Source organism: Archangium violaceum, from assembly GCF_016887565.1.
GTDB classification, from domain to species: domain Bacteria; phylum Myxococcota; class Myxococcia; order Myxococcales; family Myxococcaceae; genus Archangium; species Archangium violaceum_B.
Genome location: NZ_CP069396.1, coordinates 5,762,166 through 5,781,594, shown reverse-complemented (window position 1 = coordinate 5,781,594; position 19,429 = coordinate 5,762,166). Strand labels below are relative to the sequence as shown.

Below are 19,429 nucleotides of genomic sequence, written 5' to 3'. Positions count from 1 at the left end.
ACGTGCTACTCGGGGGCATGGGCAAGCAAGAGACACGCCATGGGTCCTCCCATGACGGCCCCGAAGGGCTGTCTCTGATCGGCGGCCTCCTGAATGAGGCGCGCCGCTCGAGAGTGGGAACTTTTTTCCCCTCGGAAGGACCCGAAATGCACACCCCGGGTCAGGGCGTGGGAGAGGCCTCGGCCTCGGGCGTCGTCGGAGCGGCCTCGGGCGTCGTCGGAGCGGCCTCGGGTGTCGTGGAAGCCGACTCCGGAGCGGGTGTAGGCGCCGGTGTGGGGGGAGCGGGCTCGTGTTCCTTATCCACCAGCGCCTGAGCGTATGCGTGGAGCTTCTGGGCCAGCTCGTGCTTGGGGTTGAGGGTGATGACGGTGTCCAGCAACGGCAGAGCGGCCGCCGGCTGCTGGCGCATCAGGGCAATCCGCGCCCCCAGCACGTAAGCCCGCAGGAAGGTCTTGTCCGACTCGCGCATGCGCTCCAGCGCGGTGATGGTCTCAGACACCTGGTTCGGCGAGGCGGTGGGGTTGTTGAGCACATACACGGCCAGCGCCAGCGTGCTCCAGTCCTGCTGCCCCGCCTGAGCCAGCTGCACCGCCAGATTGAGCGTCTCGTTCACACTCATGGCGCCACTCAACATGGCTCGGGCCCGGAGACGCAGCAGGGCGACCTCCTTCTCCTCCTCCTTGTCCTTCTCGGGAGCCCCCGACAACCGCTTCAACACCTGCGCGGCATCCTTCGCCAGCTGCGTGCCGCGCTCCTCGATCGGAGTCAGTTCCCGCTGCGTGGCGGCCAGCTCGTCACGCATCGTGTTGACCCGGCTCTGCCAGTCGGCCGGAGTCTGGGCCTCCGAGAGAGTGCTGATCTGCTCCTGCAGACGCGCCATCTTCGCCTGGAGCGTGGCCACCAGCACACGCGTGTCGTCCATGTACGTGGCGAGCGCGACTCCCTCCTCCGCCAGCAGCTCGATGCTGTCGGGGTGCGCACCCGCCAGGGACCTCAGCCGGGAGAAAGCCTCTTGGTGGGAGGCCATGTCGTCCCGCCGCAGCATCGCCACCGCCTCGTCCCTGGCCACCAGCGCCGCATGCGGCACGGCCTTGGACTTCGAACGCCAGGCCGGCGAGGTGAGGAACGCCGTCAGCGCGAGCACGAGCACGCCCGCCGCGATGAGCAGACCCCTCCCCCCACGTCCCGACTTGGGGCGCTTGCGGCGATCTCCCGCTTCGATGCTCTCGACGGCCTCGTCGAGCAGTGCTGGCGGCAACTCGAGCGGCTTGGACAGCGTCGAGCCGGACGCGCCCTGCAACGAAGACAACTCCGGCGGAAGCTCGAGCGGCTGGGACACGGTCGGTGACGGGCCCCGCGACGGAGACGGCTCCTCGATCTCCTCGAGGGACATCCCCGTCTCCTCCTCCAGCAACTCCGCGATCGGCCGCATCGGCGTCCTCGGGATCGGCACCTCGTCGGGCAGCTCGATCGTCGTCGACGCGGACACGCCCACCACCGGAGCGGGCGCGGGCTTCACGGGGACGGAGGACTCCTGGGTCGCGGCCCGAGGTACCAGGCCCGGAGGCTGCGAGGTGGGCCCCGCCGCCGTCTGCCCGGGCCTGCCGCCGAAGGGCTGGGTCATCTCGGACCCCGGAGCCATACCGGGAACGGGCTGCGGCCCTCGGGCACTGCCCGGCTGAGGACCGGGAACCGGAACGCCGCCAAATGCCTGGGTCGTCGACGTGGTCGGCGGAGTCCCCACCGGTGCCTGCCCCTGCTGCGGCACGGCCCCGAAGACCTGCGTCGTCGACGTGGCGGGCGCGGCTCCGGCCTGGGGCCTGGCGACAGGAGCAATCTGAGGCACGGCGGAGCCGAAGGGAGGCGTCCCCGACGCGGAGGGCGGCCTGTACGACTGGGGCTGCGCACCCGTCGGCTGAGGTACCGCTCCGAACACCTGCGTCCCCGTGGGAACGGGTGGCCCACCCGCCTGCTGGGGCTTGTTGGCCACAGGCGGCGGCTTGTTGGCCACCGGCGCCACGGGCGGCACCTGGGGCACCGCTCCGAACACCTGCGTCGTCTGGGCCGACGGTTGCTGGGCGCCCTTGTTCCCGCCGTAGAGCAGCGTGGAGCCCAGGTTCGGGTTCGGCTGGGGTGCGGCGGGACGCGGCGCGGCCTGCGGCACCGGACTCCCGAACACCTGCGTCGTCTGGGGCGTCGCCTGCTCCGGCGGTGCGGCGATGAAGACGTGGCTACAGCGGGTGCACTGCACCGGCACTCCCCCAGGCGGAAGCAGCCTGGGGTCGAGCGCATACTGCATGGAGCACTGAGGGCAGGCGATCTGCACAGTCGGTGCTTATCACACGCTTCGGGGCCCTGGCTCCTACCGTAGCTCCGTTGTCGCCTGGAGGGTCTCCAACCGGGCAGCGCCCACCCCGGGCACGTCCGCCACCTCCGTCCAGGAGGCAAATCGGCCTCGAACCTCGCGCTCCTGGACCAGACGCCGGGCGAGCGAGCGCCCTACCCCGGGCACCCCCGCGAGCTCGGACTCGGAGACGGCGTTGAGATCCAACTTCTGGCCCAGCAGCAGGCGCTGCGGGGCGGAGAGAGCATCCCCCTCCCCGCACACCGCCACCCCATCTACCACACGCACCGCGCCGGGCTCACAGCCCAGCGCGGGCGAGGACCCCGGCCAGCGCCCGCGAGCCACCACTCCCAGGCCCAACAGCCCGAGCGAGGCCACCGCGAGCGCACCGGTCCGGGTCACCGCTCAGCTCGCCGAGGGAGCCTTGTCCAGACCGAACGCCGTGTGCAGCGCCCGGACGGCCAGCTCCGTGTACTTCGACTGGATGAGGCAGGACACCTTGATCTCCGACGTGGAGATGAGCTGGATGTTGATGCCCTCGCTCGCGAGCACCTGGAACATCTTCGCCGCCACGCCCGAGTGGTTGCGCATGCCCACGCCCACGATGGACACCTTGGCCACGTCGCCATCCGTCTCCAGTCCGCCCGCGTGGATCTCCTTCGACACCCGCTCCACGATCTCCTTGGCCTTGACCAGATCCGTCTTGCCCACCGTGAAGGACAGATCCGTGCGGCCATCCTTGGAGGCCGTCTGGACGATCAGGTCCACCACGATGTTCTGCGCATCGAGCGCACCGAAGATCTTCGCGGCCACACCCGGCGTATCCGGCACGCCGCTGATGGCGAGCTTCGCCTCGTTCTTGTCATAGGCGATGCCGCTGACAACCACGTTCTCCATCGACTTGTCCTCCTCGCACACGAGGGTGCCGGGGTCGTCCGTGAAGGACGACTTCACCCAGAGCGGCACCTTGTACTTCATCGCGAACTCAACCGAACGGATCTGCAGGACCTTGGCACCCACGCTCGCCAGGTCGAGCATCTCCTCGTAGGAGATGCGATCCAGCTTGCGCGCCGCGGGGCACACGTTGGGATCCGTCGTATAGACGCCATCCACGTCCGTGTAGATCTCACAGGCATCCGCCTTGAGCGCCGCGGCCAACGCCACCGCCGTGGTGTCCGAGCCGCCTCGCCCCAGCGTGGTGACGTTGCCCTGCTCGTCCTGGCCCTGGAAGCCGGCCACCACCACGATGTGCTTCTGTTTGAGCGCCTCGACGATCTTCTCGGCGTCGATGCGTTTGATGCGCGCCTTGGAGAAGACGTTGTCGGTGACGATCTGAACCTGGTAGCCGAGGAAGCTGGTGGCCTGGCCCCCCTGCGCCTGGATGGCCATGGCCACGAGGCCAATGGACACCTGTTCGCCGGTTGCCACCACCACATCCTGCTCACGCTCGTTCGGCCGGTCCGTGATCTGGGAGACAAGTTTCAAAAGGCGATTGGTCTCTCCCGACATCGCGGAGACGACCACCACCACGTCGTGTCCGGCGGCCTGGGCCGCGATGCAGCGGCGGGCCACGTTCTTGATCCGCTCGATGTCGCCGACCGAGGTGCCGCCGTACTTCTGGACGATCAATGCCACGTTGGCTGGTTCCTCCTGGAACGGTGCGTCACCGTAGTGAGGTGCCCCCCCGCTGTCAAAAGCTCTTGGACACTCCCGGAGTGGACGGGCTGCGCTCCGCCACCTGTTGGGATATACGGGCCGCCTCTGGTTGTACCGCCGCACTCCTTGGAGCTCCCACATGTACCGTCCCCGCCTTCTGATCGATGGTGACACCCTCCGGTTGGAGGAGATCCTGCAGGTCGCCCATAACGAGGTGATCGTGGAGCTCTCCCCCGAGGCCCAGGCCTGCGTCCGCGCCTCGCGCGAGCTGGTGGACCGTGTCGCCGCCGGGGATACCCCCTCCTACGGCATCAACACCGGCTTCGGCACCCTGGCCGAGGTGCGCATCGACAAGAAGGACCTGCGGGAGCTGCAGCGCAACCTCATCCTGTCCCACGCGGCCGGCGTGGGCGCGCCCATGCCCATCCCCGAGGCCCGCGCCCTGCTGCTGCTGCGCTGCAACGTGCTCGCCAAGGGCTTCTCCGGCATCCGCCTGGAGACGCTGCAGCTGGCGCTGGACATGCTCAACAAGGACGTGGTGCCCGTGGTGCCCGAGCGCGGCAGCGTGGGCGCCTCGGGAGACCTGGCCCCCCTGGCCCACCTGGCGCTCGTCTTCATCGGCGAGGGCGAGGCCTTCTACCAGGGACACCGCATGCCGGCCCGTCAGGCACTCGAGCGCGCCGGGCTCACCCCCGTGGTGCTGGAGGCCAAGGAGGGCCTGGCGCTCGTCAACGGCACCCAGGCCATGTGCGCCGTGGGCTCCCTGCTCCAGCTGCGCGCGGAGATGCTCTCCCTCGTGGCGGACATCGCCGGCTCGATGACGCTGGAGGGCCTGCTCGGCAGCCACAAGCCCTTCATCCCGGAGATCCAGGACGTGCGCCCCCACGAGGGCCAGAAGGCCTGCGCCGCCCACCTGCGGCGGCTGCTCGCGGGCAGCGATCTGGTGGAGACGCACATCAACTGCAGCAAGGTGCAGGACCCCTACTCGCTGCGCTGCATGCCCCAGGTGCACGGCGCGGCGCGCGAGGGGCTCGCCTTCGCCCGGCGCATCCTCGAGGTCGAGGTCAACAGCGCCACCGACAACCCGCTCGTCTTCGTCGACAGCGGCCGCATCGTCTCGGGTGGCAACTTCCACGGCCAGCCCATCTCGCTCGCCATGGACGTGGCGGCCATGGCGCTCACCCAGCTCTCCTCCATCAGCGAGCGCCGCGTGGAGCAGCTCGTCAACCCCACGCTGTCCAACCTGCCTCCGTTCCTCGCGAAGAACTCGGGCCTCAACTCGGGCTTCATGATCGCCCAGGTAACGAGCGCCGCCCTGGTCGCCGAGTCGCGCGTCCTCTGCCACCCCGCCTCGGTGGACTCCATTCCCTCCTCCGCCGGCCGCGAGGACCACGTCTCCATGGGCATGACCGCCGCCCTCAAGGGCCGTCAGGTCGCGGACTTCACGCGCACGTGCCTCGCCATCGAGATCCTCGTGGCCAGCCAGGCGCTGGACTACCGGCTGCCGGTGAAGGCCGGCCGCGGGCCTCGCGCCGCGCACGAGCTGGTGCGCAGCCGCGTGCCCACCATGGAGAAGGATCGCGAGCTGCACCGCGACATCGAGGCCGTCAGCCAGCTCATCGACTCCGGCGAGCTGATGCGCGTCGTACGCGCCGCCACGGCGTAGGTCGGGACTCGCTCAACACCCCGGACGCCTGGGCCGCGATGATGGCGGCCCGGGCGCCACTTCCAGCAGGCCATGCGCCCCGGGGCCCAGCACGCCCCGCAGGTGTCGCTGTCCTGCTTGAAATCGCCACGGCACACGAACACCGCGGACCCGGCTCGAACACGAGGAGCGGGTCGCACTGGATATTCCGTGTCTTGGATTGCTCGTTCGAACGGGCGTCTCGCACCGGTTTTCCTCAGATTGCTTGACATGCCTAGTTGACTGGACTAGCCCGGTTCCGACTCATCATCCGAACCTGGGAGGAATACCCTCGTGAACCCTCGTGAACCCGCCAAATCCCTGTCCCTCCGGCACCTCATCCCGGTCACCCTGACACTCGCATCGACTGTCGTTTCCGCGTGCGGCCCAGCCTCCACCCCGGATGGCATGGATGCGCCAGTCACGACGCTCGAGCGCGCGGCGGTCACGGAGCTCATCCAGAACGGCTCCTTCGGAACGGGCACCGTCGCCCCCTGGTGGAACGGCGCCAATACCCAGGTGCGCGTCGAGAACGGCCGGCTGCGCGTCGACGTCGCCGCGGGTACCGCCAACCCGTGGGACGCGCTCATCGGGCAGAGCGGCATCTCCCTGACGAGCGGTCAGGCCTATACCCTGTCATTCACCGCCTCCGCCTCGTCGAGCGTGTCGGTGCGCACGACGGTGCAGATGGAGAGCGCTCCCTACACCACGACGTTGAATCAACAACTCTCGCTCGACACCACGTCGCGGCGATTCTCATTCCCGTTCACCTCGTCCCTGACCTCCAACCAGGGACAGGTGACCTTCCAGCTCGGTGGCCGCGCTGGGACCGCCACCATCCTGCTCGACGACATCTCCCTCACCACGAACAGCAGCGGTCCCGGGCCGATCGCGCTGACCAGCGGCTTCTACGTGGATCCCAACTCCAACCCCGCCAACTGGGTACGTGCCAACGGCGGTGACTCACGCGCGTCCCGCATCCAGTCGTCCATCGCGAGCAAGCCGATGGCGCGCTGGTTCGGCAATTGGAACACGGACATCACCTCGGCGGTGTCTGGCTTCGTCGGAGCGGCCGATGCCGCCGACAAGCTGCCGGTGCTCGTGGCCTACAACATCCCCGGCCGCGACTGCGGCAGCCACTCCGCGGGAGGCGCGGGCAGCCCCGACGCCTACCGGGCCTGGATCTCCGCGTTCGTGACAGGACTCGGAAACCGTCCCGCCATCGTCATCATCGAACCAGACGCCGTGGCCCAGCTGGACTGCCTGCCCAACGACACCGAGCGGCAGACGCGGCTCGGCCTGCTGCGCTACGCCACCGAGCAACTGCGCGACCGCGCGCCGAATACCTGGGCCTATCTCGACGGAGGCAACGCCGGTTGGATCGCCGCCGACACCATGGCGCAGCGGCTGGAGTCCGCCGGAGCGCGCAACGTGCGGGGCTTCGCCCTCAATGTGTCGAACTTCTACACCACTGCCCAGTCGACCTCCTATGGCTCGGCGGTCAATGCCGCCCTGTCCAGCCGGTATGGATACACCCGGCCCTTCGTGGTGGACACCAGCCGCAATGGCAACGGTCACAACGGCGAGTGGTGCAATCCGGCCGGGCGGAAACTCGGCACCCCGTCACAGACCGGAGGCGGGGCCGAGCTGCTGCTGTGGGTGAAGGTCCCCGGCGACTCCGATGGCCAGTGCGGAATCGCCCCGGGCATCCCCGCCGGCCAGTTCAGCCCGGACCTGGCGATCCGACTGATCGACGGCACGTGAGCGGCGCCCGAGCCCTTCCATTCCATCATCCGCGGGTGACATGCGATCAAAGATCATCACGTCCATCCCGCCGATGATGTGTGTCTTTGATCCGTGACAGTTTCAAGCCGCATCATCAAACGCTGGAGATGGCCGAGCCGTTGCCAGGATGCTCGAGGGCACGGCCTCGTCCATACTCGCTGAAAATTTCGCTTCCCCTTGCCGGTGCAAAAATTCTCAGCTCGCGAGTGACGCGCGGAGTCAATCACTTCCGTCCTCGCAATGCGTCGTTGCGTACTTGACGGATGACGCTCGCCTATTGCTACTGTCAGGTCCGCTCATACGTCGCTGAGCCCCCCGCCTCGGAACTTCAACTCATGTCCCGCACCTCCGCCTCTCCCCGGCGGCGGCTACGGACATGAGCGTGTCGTTGCATTCACGTCACAATCACTTTCGTTGCAACCCCAACAACCCGTGAAGAAAAACCAGATGAAGAACAAAGCCCTGCTCGCCGCCCTCACCGCCACCTGCGCCGCCGCCACCGCCCACGCCGACGCGCTCCCCATCCCCCTCACCTTTTCCGGCTACATGCGCGCCGGAACTGGCATCAACGTCCGGGGTGGCACGCAGGTATGCATGGGCCTGCCCGGTGCCGATACCAAATGGCGCCTGGGCAACGAGTGTGACTACGTGGTCGAGCCGAGCCTCAACGCCAGGCTCGTCTCGCTCGAGGGATCCGACTGGCATGTGCACTTCATGCCCGGAATCTATCGCGCCTGGGGCGGCAGGGAGTTCCAGACCTACTCCTCTCCTGGCGGTCAGGCCCTCCCCGACAGCGGCACGGACGAGCTCGTGGCCCGCTTTGGTCAGGTCTTCGCCTATGGAACCAACATCGCGGCGCTCGGCAATGGCAAGATCTGGGTGGGCCGGCGCTTCTACAACCGCCTTCAGACTGGCATCAACGACCAGTTCCTGGAGATCAACGATGGCGACGGCGCGGGCCTCGAGGACATCAACGTCGTCGTGGGCAAGCTCAGCATCGCCGCCATGCTGAACCCGCGCGGGAGCGCCAACAACAACCGCATCAGCGTGCCGGTACGCTTGACCGGCATCAATGACCTGCCCAATGGCCAGCTCGCCGTGTACGTCACGCCGTCGATGCAGCTCAAGAGCGATGACCAGGTGAACTCCAACACGCCGGCCGCGGAGGCCAATGGACTGGCCGTGGGTATGTACCAGACCCTGAACGGCTTGCTGCTCGGTGGCAACACGCTCGTTGGCGTGAAGATGGATTGGTACGGGACCACGCGCAACAGCCGTGTCGTGCTTCAGCAGTCCGCCCTCCTGGGCACGCCTACCGCGTTTGGCGGAACCGTCATCGAGGGGCTGGCCGAGTACCGCATCAACAAGTCCGCCGGCAATGCCGGCAACAAGTGGTTTGGCATCGGACTCCGCTCCGACACGCACCTCGTCGGTCCCTTCCGTGTGCTGGCCGAGGCAGGCCATGACATGGTCAAGCCGGATAACGGTGGGCACACCCGCAACATGACCAAGTTCACCCTGGCCGCGGCGGTGTCCGCGGGTCAGGAGGCCGGCTCCCGCCCGACGTTCCGTCTGTTCGCCACGCACGCCATCTGGAACGAGGCGGCTCGCGCCAGCTTCGACCCGACCTCGCGTCTGAGTCAGATTTTTGGCGCCGAGACGGCGGGCACCTCGGTGGGACTCCAGGCCGAAGCCTGGTGGTGAACCGGCCCGGACGCGGCCCGCGCCTTCGCTCGGCCGCGTCCATGCCTGGATTCGCGGTGGTAGGGAGCTACAGGCATGTTGAACCCTGTAGCAGAATCCGCGTGGATCACCGGTAGATCGGCACCTGACGTCAGCCGGGAACCGAAGCCCGCCTGGCGGGAATGATCGGGGGTAGACGCTCCAGGAGAGGCGACACAGATCGCGCTCGTGGATCACCCCGTCGGTGGGGGGCTCCGTCCGGACGATGGTGGAGGCCTCGCGTGCCACGCGCCTGGCCCAGGGGAGGCGGTGACATGGCCGGTTTGGACTGGGTGCAGGTGGACGTGGGCTTCCCGATGAGCCTCGCCGTGGTGTGCGCCGCGCGCACCCTGGAGATGGATCGGCGGGCCTTCCTGGGAGCCATGGTGGAGCTGCAGATCTGGGCGGTGCAGGCTCTGCCCTCCGGACGCTTCGAGCCCTTCGCCGCGTCCGCCGGACATGCGCCGGACGCGTCCGCGGACGAGGACGTGTGGCGCGAGGCGGTGGAGAGCGCGGTCCGGTGGACGGGCGCTCCCGGTGCCTTCTGGGACGCGCTGCTGCGCGCGGGAATCCTGGTGCGCGAGGACGACAGCGTCCGGCTCACCCTCTGCGATCGCTACGTGCAAGTCCTCGACAAGAGGAGGAAGGAGGCCGAGCGCAAGCGCCGGGAGCGCGCCAACAAGGCCTCGACGGCGTCCGCAGGACGTCCAGCGGACGCGCCAGGGACGTCCCCCTCCAGAAAGAGAAGGGAGAAGGAGAATGAGAAGAAGACTCCTTCTTCTGCTGCGGGATCAGAGAACCCGGTGTCCACGGGACGACTCGCCCCCGTCCCCCTGCTCCCGGACGAGGACGTGTCCGCGGACGCCACCCCCGTCCAGCTCTCCCTCCCTGGCACGCACCTCGTGCCCGTCTCTCCCCCACCCGAGGAGCGACACCCGATCACCGCGCCCCCCGCTCCGGAGCCCAGGGGCACTCCGGCCCAGCAGGCAGCGGCCTTCTTCGAGTCCTTCCAGGACGAGCGCTCCAAGGCCTTCCGGGGCGTGCCTCGCGAGGACATGCCCGCGGGGTGGGCCGACTGGTACGCGAAGGCCTTGTCGAAGGTAGGCGGTGACGAGGGACGCCTCCTGGCGGCATGCCGCGGCTATCTCAAGTCCGACTGGGGCCGCTCCCGTCAGCCCGTGTGTACCGCCCTGGCCTTCTGCTCCCCGAAGGTCTGGGTGCGCTACATCCCGCCCCAGCAGCCGGATTCCTCCGAGGCGTCCGGGCCACCGTCCGTGGACGTGACCACCGAAGCCGGCCACCTCTGGCAGGAGTGCCTCACCCGGCTCCATGACCAGGGAAAGCACTACGCCCTCTCCTGGCTCACCCGGGCCCAGCCCGTGGACGTGGAGCACGGGCACCTGATGCTCGCCGTGCCGGACCTCTACTTCCGGCAATGGGTGGAAGAACACTATGGCCAGATGGTGGACCTGCTGGTGCGCGACTTCGGCCTGCTGGGTGTGCGCTGGCTGCTGCCCTCACAGGCGGCGGGGGCCGAGCGGTAGCGCTCGGATCAGATGATCTCCCCGAGCTTGCTCAGCTCCACGTTGGCCCCGCAGAGGAGCACACCGACCCGCTCGCCCGACCGTGGTCGGTAGGCCCCGGAGAGCAGGGCGGCGAGCGCCGCCGCGCCACCGGGCTCCGAGGCGATGCGCCAGTCCCGCCAGAGCGTTCGCTGCGCCTCGCGGATCGCCGTGTCCGTGACGAGCGCGACATGGTCGACCGCCGCACGGGCAATGGAAAACACGAGCTCCCCCGTGTTGCGCGCACCGAGCGAATCGGCCGCGATCGACTCGACCGTCACGTCCACGGGGCGTCCCGCTTCGAGTGACGCATGCAGCGCCCGCGAGCCCTCCGGCTCGACGCCGACAACCTTGACGCCTCGCCCCGCCCACCAGCTCGCGATGCCGGAGATCAGCCCTCCCCCTCCAACGGCCACGAGGACCGTATCGAGCCCCTGCCCATCCTCCTCCCACTCGAGGGCCACGGTCCCCTGGCCTTCGATGGTGGACAGGGCGTCATAGGCGTGGACGGACAGCGCGCCCGTCTCGGCGATGTACGTGCCACAGGCCGCGAGCGCGTCGGCGTAGCGCAGTCCCCCGATGACGACCTCGGCGCCAAGGCGGCGGATGACCTCGACCTTCGCGGGGCTCGAGATCTCCGGCACGAAGACGCGGGCCGGAATGCCCAATTGCCTCGCCGCGTAGGCGACCGCCGCACCATGGTTGCCTCCCGAAGCCGCGGCGACGCCCGCCTTCGGAATCGGCTGCTTCAGCAAGGTATTGAAGGCTCCGCGCGACTTGAACGAGCCCGCGTGCTGGAGGAACTCGAGCTTCAGGCTCACCGGGCCGTCATGACCCAGGGTTCCCTTCGGCAGACTCCAGACGGGCGTACGACGGATATAGGGGCGGATGCGCTCGTGGGCGGCGCGGATGTCATCACGCGAGAGCGGAAGGGTCACGGGGCCTCGAAGGACAGGGGCAGACGCATCAAGCCTCGCACCTGGGCGCTCGAGCGCCACTGGAGCTGCTCGGGTGGCACCGCCAGCCGCAGGTGCGGGAGCCGCTCGATGATCACCTCGAAGGCAAGGGTCGCCTCCAATTTGGCCAGGTTCGAGCCCAGGCAGAAGTGGATCCCCTGACCGAAGGCCAGGTGCTTGTTGGGCGAGCGCTTCACGTCCAGCCGCTCCGGATCGGGGAACTGCTCGGCGTCGTGGTTGGCGGCCAGGATGTTCATCCGCACCACATCGTGGGCCTTGATGGGCTGGCCGCACAGCTCGAAGTCCTCCAGGGCGAAGCGCCCCATGGTCAGCTCCACCGGGCCGCAGAAGCGCAGCAGCTCCTCCACCGCCGAGGGAATGAGGGAAGGATCCTCGCGCAGCAGCTGGAGCTGATCCGGGTGGCGCAGCAGCTCCAGCGTCCCGTTGCTCAGCACATGCACCGTCGTCTCGTGACCGGCGACGAGCAGCAGGTAGATCATGCTCAGCAGCTCCCGGGTGCTGAGCCGGTCCCCCTGCTCCTCCACCGCCAGCAGGGCGGTGACCAGGTCCTCCTGGGGCTGCCGCCGGCGCAACTCGATGAAGCCCTCCAGATAGGCCAACAGTCGATCGAGCGACTCGCGGATCCGCTCCATCCCTCCCTGCGCGGGAGGGGTGAAGAACACCTCGATCCAGGTGCGGAACTGGGCCCGGTCCTCCAGCGGGACGCCCAGCAGCTCGGAGATGACGGTGATGGGCAACGGGAAGGCGAACGCCTCGACGAAGTCCGCGGAGCCACGGGCCTTCATGGACTCCAGCAGCTCGGCGCACAGCGCGGTGATGCGTGGACGCAACGCTTCGACCCGGCGAGGGGTGAAGGCCTGGGTCGCCAGCGAACGGACCCGGGTGTGATCCGGCGGATCCATCACGAGCAGATGCCGGTTGAGCGTCTGCGCGCCCCCGCCCCGGAACTTCTTGCGGAGCTCCTCGGGCAGCTTCTCGACGTCATTGGTGAGACGGGGATCCTTGGCCGTCTCGACCACGTCCCGATACCGCGTCAGGAGCCAGAACGGCATCTGCCGGTGGGGATCCATGACCCGAGCGACCGGATCCTTCTCCCGCAGGTACTGGTAGAGCGGAAAGGGATTGGCACGGACCTGCGGCGCCCACAGGTCATAGGAAGGGGCGGTCGAAGCGTCAGGGGTCATGGTGGTCTCCGTCACTCGGCCTTCTTCGGAGCGCTGGCCGCGGCCACCACGCGGTGGACCGGGTAGTGCTCACCGACCGAGATCATACCGTCGAGGAACTGCCAGCGGCAGAAGCCATCGTCGGAATGTGGCTCGAGCAGATACACAGCCAACGTTCCGGCGCGCTGCGCCGTGGGGACGTACAGGGTTCCCGCGGGGAACTCGCGCGTGGACCGCTCGGGCGCCACCGTGAGCACGGTCTCGAAGCGCACGGGCTTGGGCTTCTGGCTGAGCGGCACCTCGGCCTGGCCGGGCGGAGGAACGTTCGCGGCCACATCCGGGCTGAACGTCTCCTCGCGCCGCGCCACGTGGTAGCTGTCGACCGTGAAGCGCCGAGGCGTCTGAAGCCGCTCGAAGCGGATGCCGTGCCCCTCCAGACGCGAGGCGAGCGCCTCCGGCACGAGATACGCCTCCGGTGTGCTCACCGCCTGCGTGGGCACGAACGTCCGGTGATGAGAGGTGAGGTACTCACGCCGGCGCTTCCCCGGGTAGCGCCGCGCGGCGATGCTCGCCTCGTCGAAGGCCAGGATGTGGGCGACGTCATCCGGCTTCGCGTAGGCGGGGTACTCGAATACGAGCGCGCCCTTGTCGTCGCGCGTGGCCACTCCGTAGTTGATGCCCACGAGCGTCTGGACGTCGGGCGACTTGCCGCGACCGATGATGCGCTCCTCCTCGGCCTGGGTGATGGCGAGATAGGCGCTGGCGTTCTTGGCGGCGTCGCGGAACAGCTCGAGCAACCACGCCCGCATCACCGCGCAGCGGCGCGGGAAGTCGATGTAGCTGTAGGTCTCCAGCAGCACGTCGATCCGGCCGAGCAACCCGCGGTAATGGCTGCCGAAGCGCGGGAGCGCCGGATAGGTGTGCCAGCCCGAGAGCGGATCGCCCTCGACCTTGTAGTTGCCATACCAGAAGCTGTCGAAGTCATGGCGCGTCTTCACCGCCTTGGCCACGCGCTCGAGCATCACGCGGTTGAACGTGCGCAGCTCCGAGAAGAGCGGCTCGTTCGAGTGCGACGTGTCGAAGGTGAGATCGAAGGCGTGAATGCTTCCGTCGGTGGTGTGGCAGTCGATGAAGACGTGCGGCCACCACGTCTGATGCAGCCTGGCGAGGCAGCGCGTCTCCGGCGCCTCCTGCTTCATGTTGTCGCGATTGAGATTCCACCCCTCGCCCGTGTAGCGCGTGCCCACGCCGCCCTCGGGATTCACCTGCCCCTCGAGCTCCTTCAGGTTGAGCTTGCGGTTGTTCGGGCTGATGCGGTCGTTCCCGTCGGGATTGAAGTTCGGGATCAGCACGAGGCACAGCTTGTCGAGCAGCTTCTGCCCGAGCTTCGTGAGCGTCAGGTCGCGCGCGAGCGCGAGCACGGACTCCTTGCCCTCGACCTCGCCAGCGTGGATGTTGGCCTCCACCATCACCACGACCTTCTTCTGCTTGCGCGCGAGCTCGGGCGTGAAGCAGCCCCGGTCGCTCACGACGAGCGCCACCATGGGCTGCCCCTCGCCGCTCGTGCCGAACTCCACACGCTTCGCGAGCTTCGTGCGGCGACAGAGCTCGTCCACGAAGGCGAGCACGTCGGAGTGACGGGAGGTTTCCTTGTAGTTCGATGCCTCGGCGCGGGTGAGCAACTCGGTCATGGGGGCGCATCCGAGCGCCCCCATTCCCCAGCGTCAAGCACTTGTGGTGAGTCCGAGGCCCGATGGTCGGCCTTCAGATGTAGTCCCTCCCCCTTGACCTGGCGGGCTCCAGGCCCCATAAGGGAATGCCAATCGTGAATGGCTGGTTCACCCATCGGGAGAACACATGGCCCAGCAGCTCAAGGACGAGGTTCAGGAGGCCATCGCGTCCGCCGCGCTGGAGATCTTCGCGCGCAAGGGGTTCCGCCAGGCCACGATGGCGGACATCGGCAAGGCCGCGCGCATCTCGACGGGCAACATCTACCGGTACTACGAGAACAAGGAGGACCTGTTCCACGCGCTCCTCACCGAGGAGTTCGTCGGGGCCTTCGTGGACCTGGTGCGCCGTCGCGTGAAGTCACTCGATGGCATCGAGGACATCCGAGAGCTCGCGCCCACGGCGGCCTTCCATGGGGTTTCCCAGGAGCTGCTCGCCTTCTGTCTGGCCAACAGACAACGCGTCGTCATCCTGCTCGGCCGCTCCCAGGGAACCCGCTACGAGACCTTCTCCGAGGAGCTCGTCGCGACCCTCGTGAAGCTGGCCATCGCGCACTTCCGCGCCCTGAACCCGGAGCTCAAGGTCACCAAGACGATGCGCTTCAATCTCGACCGGCTCTACCGGAACTTCGTGGGGATGATGGTGGACATCCTCACCCACTTCCACGAGGAGGCCGACATCCGGCAGGCCATCGACGACTACTCGCGCTACCACCTGGCCGGCCTCAAGAGCTTCTTCGGCTGAGCCTCTTTTTTTGCTCGATAAATGAACGTGTCATTCACCCATCAACCAGGAGGAAGTCATGGCAGGCAGGATTCTCGTGATCGGAGCCACCGGCACGGTGGGAAGCCACCTCGTGGCGCAGTTGGAGCAGCGCGGTGAAGAGGTACGGGCAGCGACCCGGGATCCGAGCCGTGCCACGAGCCGCACCGGCGGACTGACGCGGTACGTGCCCTTCGACCTCGAACGGCCGGAGACCTTCGCGCCGGCCCTCGACGGTGTCGACCGCGTGTTCCTCATGGCCCGCCCCGGTGACGAGCAGGCGGACCGGGTTGCCCTTCCGCTCATCGACGAGATGAAGCGGCAGCGCATCCGCCACGTCGTCAACCTGACCGCCATGGGCGCGGAGCAGCGGGAGGACTTCGCGCTCAGGAAGGTGGAGCGCTACCTGGAAGCCTCCGGGCTCGGCTTCACCCACCTGCGCCCCAACTTCTTCATGCAGATCTTCTCCGGAGGCCCGCTGCTCCAGGACCTCCAGACGACCGGTGCGCTCCACATCCCGGCCGCCGATGCGAAGCTCTCGTTCGTCGACGCGCGAGACATCGCCGCGATGGCCGTGGCCACGCTGACCGCGCCGGGCCACGCCGGCAAGGCCTACACCCTCACCGGCGCACGGGCCCTCGATCATGACGAGGTGGCGCGCACCCTCTCCGACGTGGCGGCGAGGCCCATCCAGTACGTCCCACTCGGTGAAGAGGACGCACGCCAGCTCCTGGCGCGCTCGGGACTGTCTCCCGAGCGTGTCGAGCGGTTGATCGGCTTCTACCGGCTCGTCCGCCTGGGCTTCTGCGCCCCCGTCTCCCCCGACATCGAGACGGTGCTCGGCCGTCCGCCCATCTCCTTCGCGCGGTTCGCCAGGGACCACGCCTCCTGCTGGTCCTGACCCTCGGGAGCTCGGGGCGGGCCTATGCCCGCTCCAGCTCCTCGGCGATCCCACTCAGGGCCTCCAGCGCTCGCAGGGGGAGGCTGATGCCGCCCGCGGGAACCTGGGGCTCGCGCACGTTGATGCGGATCAACGTCCCCTTCCGGGCCGCCGCCACGCGCTCACAGAAGTGCCGCACCGAGGGGATGGCCGTCCCCGCGCCGCACTCGACGACCGCCAGGGTGCCGGGCTCCACCGCCTCGAGCCACTCCTCGAGCCGCTGCTCCTGGGCCTCGGTGCGTGAGGAGTCCCATCCCCAGTCTCCGAACATGAGGATGTTGGGCCGGAGCAGGGAGCCACAACGCTCGCAGGTGGGCAGGGGCGGCCTGGCGCGGAAGGTCTCCGGGTCCACGTCCACCGAGTACGGAGCGGCGGAGGAGATCGTCTGGCAGGAGCCGAGGCACTGGACGTGGTGGATGGAGCCGTGGACCTCGAGCAGGCGCTCCTCGGGGAAGCCGGCCTTCTGGAACTGGCCATCGACGTTGGAGGTGAAGACGAAGGCGCCGTGCCGCATGCGGGAGGCCCAGGTGCGCAGCAGCGCGAAGCCCGGGTGGGGATTCGTCGCGCGGTACAGCCCGAGCCGGTGGCCGTAGAACCCCCAGGCGAACTCGGGATCGCGCTGGAACCACTGGGGGTTGGCCATGGACGCGAAGTCGAGCCCGAGCTTCGCGTAGGCCGGATAGGCGCGCCAGAAGCCCTCGGTGCCGCGGAAGTCAGGCAGCCCCGAGTCGACGCCCATGCCGGCCCCCGCTCCGATGATGAGTGCGTCCGCCGAGCGGAGGACTTCGGCGGCACGGCGGAGTTCCTGGCGCGTCATGGTCACGTTGCTCCTGTGCACCGCCTGCCTGAACCACGGGATGGCGAGGCCTCAGTTCCACTGGTCCTGTCCACCCACCCAGGTGGCCAGCACGGACAGGTCCGAGCGGAGCAGCGTGAGATCGGCGCGATAGCCCGGCGCCACCCGGCCCAGCTGGTCGTCCAGTCCGAGGTAGCTCGCGGGATAGAGCGAAGCCATGCGCAGGCTCTCCTCGAGAGGCAGCTCCAGGAGTTGGACGCAGTTGCGCACCGCCGCCGCCATGTCGATGTCGGCTCCAGCCAACGTTCCGTTCTCCGTCACCAGGCGGCCCTCACGGCGCAGGATGGTGCGGCCATAGAGCGTGAACGAGGTGGCGGTGGTTCCCACCGGGGGCATGGCGTCGGTGACCAGGAACACCTTGCCGGCCGGCTTGATCTTCAAGAGCATCCGCAGCATCGCCGGATGGACGTGGATGCCATCGACGATGACGCCGCACCACGCCTCGGTGGACATGAGCGCGGCCAATCCGACGCCCGGCTGGCGGTTCTGGGCCGGAGGCATGGCGTTGAACATGTGCGTGAAGCCCCGCACGCCCGCCGCCAGCGCCTCGCCCGTCCGTTCATAGGAGGCCGCCGTGTGGCCCGCCGAGAGCACCGCGCCCGCCGAGGCCAGCCGCGCGATGAAGGCGTCGTCGACCCGCTCTGGCGCCAGCGTCAACAACAGGCGGCCCTTCTTGCTGGCCAGCCGCTCCGGCAGGGCCGTGAGGAACTCGACGTCCCCGGCATCGGGCTCGCGGATGAAGCGGGGATCGTGCACCCCGGGCCGCTCGCCACTGATGAAGGGGCCTTCCAGGTGGATACCAAGAACACCACTGGCGGGCCGGGACAGGACCTCGAGCACGGCATCGCAGGCCCGGCGCATCGGGGCCTGGTCATCGGTGATGAAGGTGGGCAGCAACCCCGTCGTGCCGGAGCGCCGCACGGCCGCCGCGATGGCGAGCGCCGCCTCGGCCGTGGGCGTCTCGTTGAAGAGCACGCCCCCGGCCCCGTTGACCTGAGCGTCGATGAAGCCCGGCACCAGCAGAGAATCCTCGGGCAGCCGCTGCTCCTGGGCACCGGCCGGCACGGACGAGGCGGGGACCACGGCGGAGATACGCCCGTCCTCGAGCACCACCGCGTGGCCGTCGAGCATGCGCTCGCCGTCGAAGAGTCTCGCCCCTCTCAGGACTCGTCTCATCACACTGTCTCCGTCACCTTGCGGAGGTGCACGGGCGCGTCGGGATCCAGCTCGAGCGCCGCCGCCAACCGATGCACCGCCATGTAGAAGCTCTGGATCTGGCACAGGGGCGCGATGGCGCTCGGCACGCCAGGGACCGACGGCAGCGGTTTGGTTCCCGGTACGTCCAGCACCGAGTGCACGTCCGCGCCCAGCTCCACCATCCGGCGCACGATGCTCCGGGTGCTCTCGGCCGAGTTGTCCTCCTGCCCCAGCGCCAGCACGGGGAAGCCAGGGCGGATCAGGGACAGCGGACCGTGACTCACCTCGGCGGAGCTGAAGGCCTCGGCGTGCAGCCGGCACAGCTCCTTGAACTTCAGCGCCATCTCCTGGGCCACGCCCAGGCCGCTCCCACGTCCGAGCACGAACAGGTTGCGCGCCTCGGTGAGCCGCGAGAGCGCCGGCCACCAGTCCAGCTCACGCGCCGCCTCCAGGGCCGAGGGCAGCCGCGCGATCGCGCCATGCAGCGCCGCATCCTCCGACCAGTGCGCCACCAGCTGCAGGAACGCGAGGCCGGAGAGGATGTAGGACTTCGTGGCGGCGACGCTCTGCTCCGGGCCGGCACACAGCGGGAAGCCGATGTCGCACAGGGCCTTGAGCGGAGAGTCCTCGTTGTTGACGAAGCCGACGACCAGGGCGCCACCAGCGCGGGCCGCCTCCGTCAACCGCAGCAGGTCCGGGCTGCGGCCGGACTGCGACACGGCGATGAAGAGCGAGTCCCGCAGGTCCAGGCTCCGGGTGTTGTAGACGGACGCGATGCTGGGACCCACCGAGGCCACGGCGCGCCCCAGGGTGGTCTCGATCAGGTACTTGCCGTAGCTGGACGCATGGTCGGAGCTGCCGCGCGCGCAGGTGACGACGAAGCGCGGAGGCCGCTGGCGCAGCCGCTCACCGAGCTCGGCGAAGGTACCAGCGCACTGCTGGATCTGCCGGCGGGCGACGTCCGCCGACTGGGCCGCCTCGCGCGCCATGGCGGGAACGGGAGCAGCGGGACCAGGAGCGGCGGGAGCGGGATGGGTGCCAGGGTTCATGAGC

Annotated in this window: 15 protein-coding genes; 6 read left to right on the top strand and 9 right to left on the bottom strand. The window is 68.5% G+C overall.

Features of this window, described 5'->3' with window-relative positions; translation table 11 throughout:
• Positions 1–160: 160 nt before the first annotated feature.
• The 3 genes from JRI60_RS23635 to JRI60_RS23625 form a co-directional block, all read right to left on the bottom strand.
• A complete protein-coding gene (locus JRI60_RS23635) occupies positions 161–2,299 on the bottom strand; it encodes a hypothetical protein (protein ID WP_204228156.1) in 2,139 nt (712 codons plus the stop codon).
• A 63-nt stretch (positions 2,300–2,362) separates the two neighbouring features.
• Positions 2,363–2,746, bottom strand: coding sequence for a ComEA family DNA-binding protein (locus JRI60_RS23630; RefSeq protein WP_204228155.1), 384 nt, complete (start codon positions 2,744–2,746; stop codon positions 2,363–2,365).
• A 3-nt stretch (positions 2,747–2,749) separates the two neighbouring features.
• Entirely contained in the window at positions 2,750–3,979 is a 1,230-nt protein-coding gene (locus tag JRI60_RS23625; protein WP_204228154.1) for an aspartate kinase, read from the bottom strand.
• Positions 3,980–4,139: 160 nt separating this feature from the next.
• Here JRI60_RS23625 and hutH point away from each other — a divergent pair, with 160 nt between their 5' ends.
• From hutH to JRI60_RS23605, 4 genes are all read left to right on the top strand, one after another.
• Positions 4,140–5,666 carry a histidine ammonia-lyase gene (gene hutH, locus JRI60_RS23620; protein WP_204228153.1) on the top strand — a complete coding sequence of 509 codons (1,527 nt, stop codon included), beginning with the start codon at positions 4,140–4,142 and terminating at the stop codon, positions 5,664–5,666.
• Positions 5,667–6,092: 426 nt separating this feature from the next.
• Positions 6,093–7,448 (top strand): glycoside hydrolase family 6 protein, encoded by a 1,356-nt coding sequence (locus tag JRI60_RS23615; RefSeq protein ID WP_204228152.1) that lies wholly within the window; start codon positions 6,093–6,095, stop codon positions 7,446–7,448.
• Between the two features lie 468 nt (positions 7,449–7,916).
• Positions 7,917–9,173, top strand: a complete 1,257-nt coding sequence (locus tag JRI60_RS23610) for a carbohydrate porin (protein WP_204228151.1) — start codon at positions 7,917–7,919, stop codon at positions 9,171–9,173.
• A gap of 293 nt (positions 9,174–9,466) precedes the next feature.
• Positions 9,467–10,735, top strand: a complete 1,269-nt coding sequence (locus JRI60_RS23605; protein ID WP_204228150.1) for a DnaA N-terminal domain-containing protein — start codon at positions 9,467–9,469, stop codon at positions 10,733–10,735.
• Positions 10,736–10,743: 8 nt separating this feature from the next.
• Here JRI60_RS23605 and JRI60_RS23600 read toward each other — a convergent pair whose 3' ends face one another.
• From JRI60_RS23600 to JRI60_RS23590, 3 genes are read right to left on the bottom strand one after another with little or no spacing between them, the layout of a single operon-like run.
• Positions 10,744–11,691 (bottom strand): threonine/serine dehydratase, encoded by a 948-nt coding sequence (locus JRI60_RS23600; protein WP_239470689.1) that lies wholly within the window; start codon positions 11,689–11,691, stop codon positions 10,744–10,746.
• Entirely contained in the window at positions 11,688–12,914 is a 1,227-nt protein-coding gene (locus JRI60_RS23595; protein WP_204228148.1) for a cytochrome P450 family protein, read from the bottom strand. The genes JRI60_RS23600 and JRI60_RS23595 overlap by 4 nt, the downstream gene beginning before the upstream one ends.
• Positions 12,915–12,925: 11 nt before the next feature.
• Positions 12,926–14,584 (bottom strand): M14 family zinc carboxypeptidase, encoded by a 1,659-nt coding sequence (locus tag JRI60_RS23590; RefSeq protein ID WP_204228147.1) that lies wholly within the window; start codon positions 14,582–14,584, stop codon positions 12,926–12,928.
• A gap of 166 nt (positions 14,585–14,750) precedes the next feature.
• Between JRI60_RS23590 and JRI60_RS23585 the strand changes: the two genes are divergently transcribed.
• Positions 14,751–15,365: a TetR/AcrR family transcriptional regulator gene (locus tag JRI60_RS23585; protein WP_204228146.1), complete on the top strand. Its 615-nt coding sequence runs from the start codon at positions 14,751–14,753 to the stop codon at positions 15,363–15,365.
• 58 nt (positions 15,366–15,423) lie between these two features.
• The gene (locus JRI60_RS23580) at positions 15,424–16,284 is read left to right on the top strand and encodes an SDR family oxidoreductase (RefSeq protein WP_204228145.1); all 861 of its coding nucleotides are present in this window, start codon (positions 15,424–15,426) and stop codon (positions 16,282–16,284) included.
• A gap of 22 nt (positions 16,285–16,306) precedes the next feature.
• Here JRI60_RS23580 and JRI60_RS23575 read toward each other — a convergent pair whose 3' ends face one another.
• The 3 genes from JRI60_RS23575 to JRI60_RS23565 are packed head-to-tail and all read right to left on the bottom strand — an operon-like array spanning position 16,307 to position 19,425.
• Positions 16,307–17,140, bottom strand: coding sequence for an SIR2 family NAD-dependent protein deacylase (locus tag JRI60_RS23575; RefSeq protein WP_204228144.1), 834 nt, complete (start codon positions 17,138–17,140; stop codon positions 16,307–16,309).
• Positions 17,141–17,191: 51 nt separating this feature from the next.
• On the bottom strand, positions 17,192–18,355 hold the full coding sequence (gene nagA, locus JRI60_RS23570) for an N-acetylglucosamine-6-phosphate deacetylase (RefSeq protein ID WP_204228143.1): 1,164 nt from the start codon (positions 18,353–18,355) through the stop codon (positions 17,192–17,194).
• On the bottom strand, positions 18,355–19,425 hold the full coding sequence (locus JRI60_RS23565; RefSeq protein ID WP_204228142.1) for an SIS domain-containing protein: 1,071 nt from the start codon (positions 19,423–19,425) through the stop codon (positions 18,355–18,357). Before JRI60_RS23565 ends, nagA begins: the two co-directional genes overlap by 1 nt.
• Positions 19,426–19,429: the final 4 nt, after the last annotated feature.

Excerpts from the sequence above, each read along its gene's own strand:
- JRI60_RS23595 (WP_204228148.1), bottom strand. The coding sequence starts at position 12,914 with ATGACCCCTGACGCTTCGACCGCCCCTTCCTATGACCTGTGGGCGCCG.
- JRI60_RS23575 (WP_204228144.1), bottom strand. The coding sequence starts at position 17,140 with ATGACGCGCCAGGAACTCCGCCGTGCCGCCGAAGTCCTCCGCTCGGCG.
- JRI60_RS23580 (WP_204228145.1), top strand. The coding sequence starts at position 15,424 with ATGGCAGGCAGGATTCTCGTGATCGGAGCCACCGGCACGGTGGGAAGC.
- JRI60_RS23605 (WP_204228150.1), top strand. The coding sequence starts at position 9,467 with ATGGCCGGTTTGGACTGGGTGCAGGTGGACGTGGGCTTCCCGATGAGC.
- JRI60_RS23585 (WP_204228146.1), top strand. The coding sequence starts at position 14,751 with ATGGCCCAGCAGCTCAAGGACGAGGTTCAGGAGGCCATCGCGTCCGCC.
- JRI60_RS23610 (WP_204228151.1), top strand. The coding sequence starts at position 7,917 with ATGAAGAACAAAGCCCTGCTCGCCGCCCTCACCGCCACCTGCGCCGCC.
- hutH (WP_204228153.1), top strand. The coding sequence starts at position 4,140 with ATGTACCGTCCCCGCCTTCTGATCGATGGTGACACCCTCCGGTTGGAG.
- JRI60_RS23565 (WP_204228142.1), bottom strand. The coding sequence starts at position 19,425 with ATGAACCCTGGCACCCATCCCGCTCCCGCCGCTCCTGGTCCCGCTGCT.
- JRI60_RS23590 (WP_204228147.1), bottom strand. The coding sequence starts at position 14,584 with ATGACCGAGTTGCTCACCCGCGCCGAGGCATCGAACTACAAGGAAACC.
- JRI60_RS23615 (WP_204228152.1), top strand. The coding sequence starts at position 6,093 with ATGGATGCGCCAGTCACGACGCTCGAGCGCGCGGCGGTCACGGAGCTC.
- JRI60_RS23635 (WP_204228156.1), bottom strand. The coding sequence starts at position 2,299 with ATGCAGTATGCGCTCGACCCCAGGCTGCTTCCGCCTGGGGGAGTGCCG.
- nagA (WP_204228143.1), bottom strand. The coding sequence starts at position 18,355 with ATGAGACGAGTCCTGAGAGGGGCGAGACTCTTCGACGGCGAGCGCATG.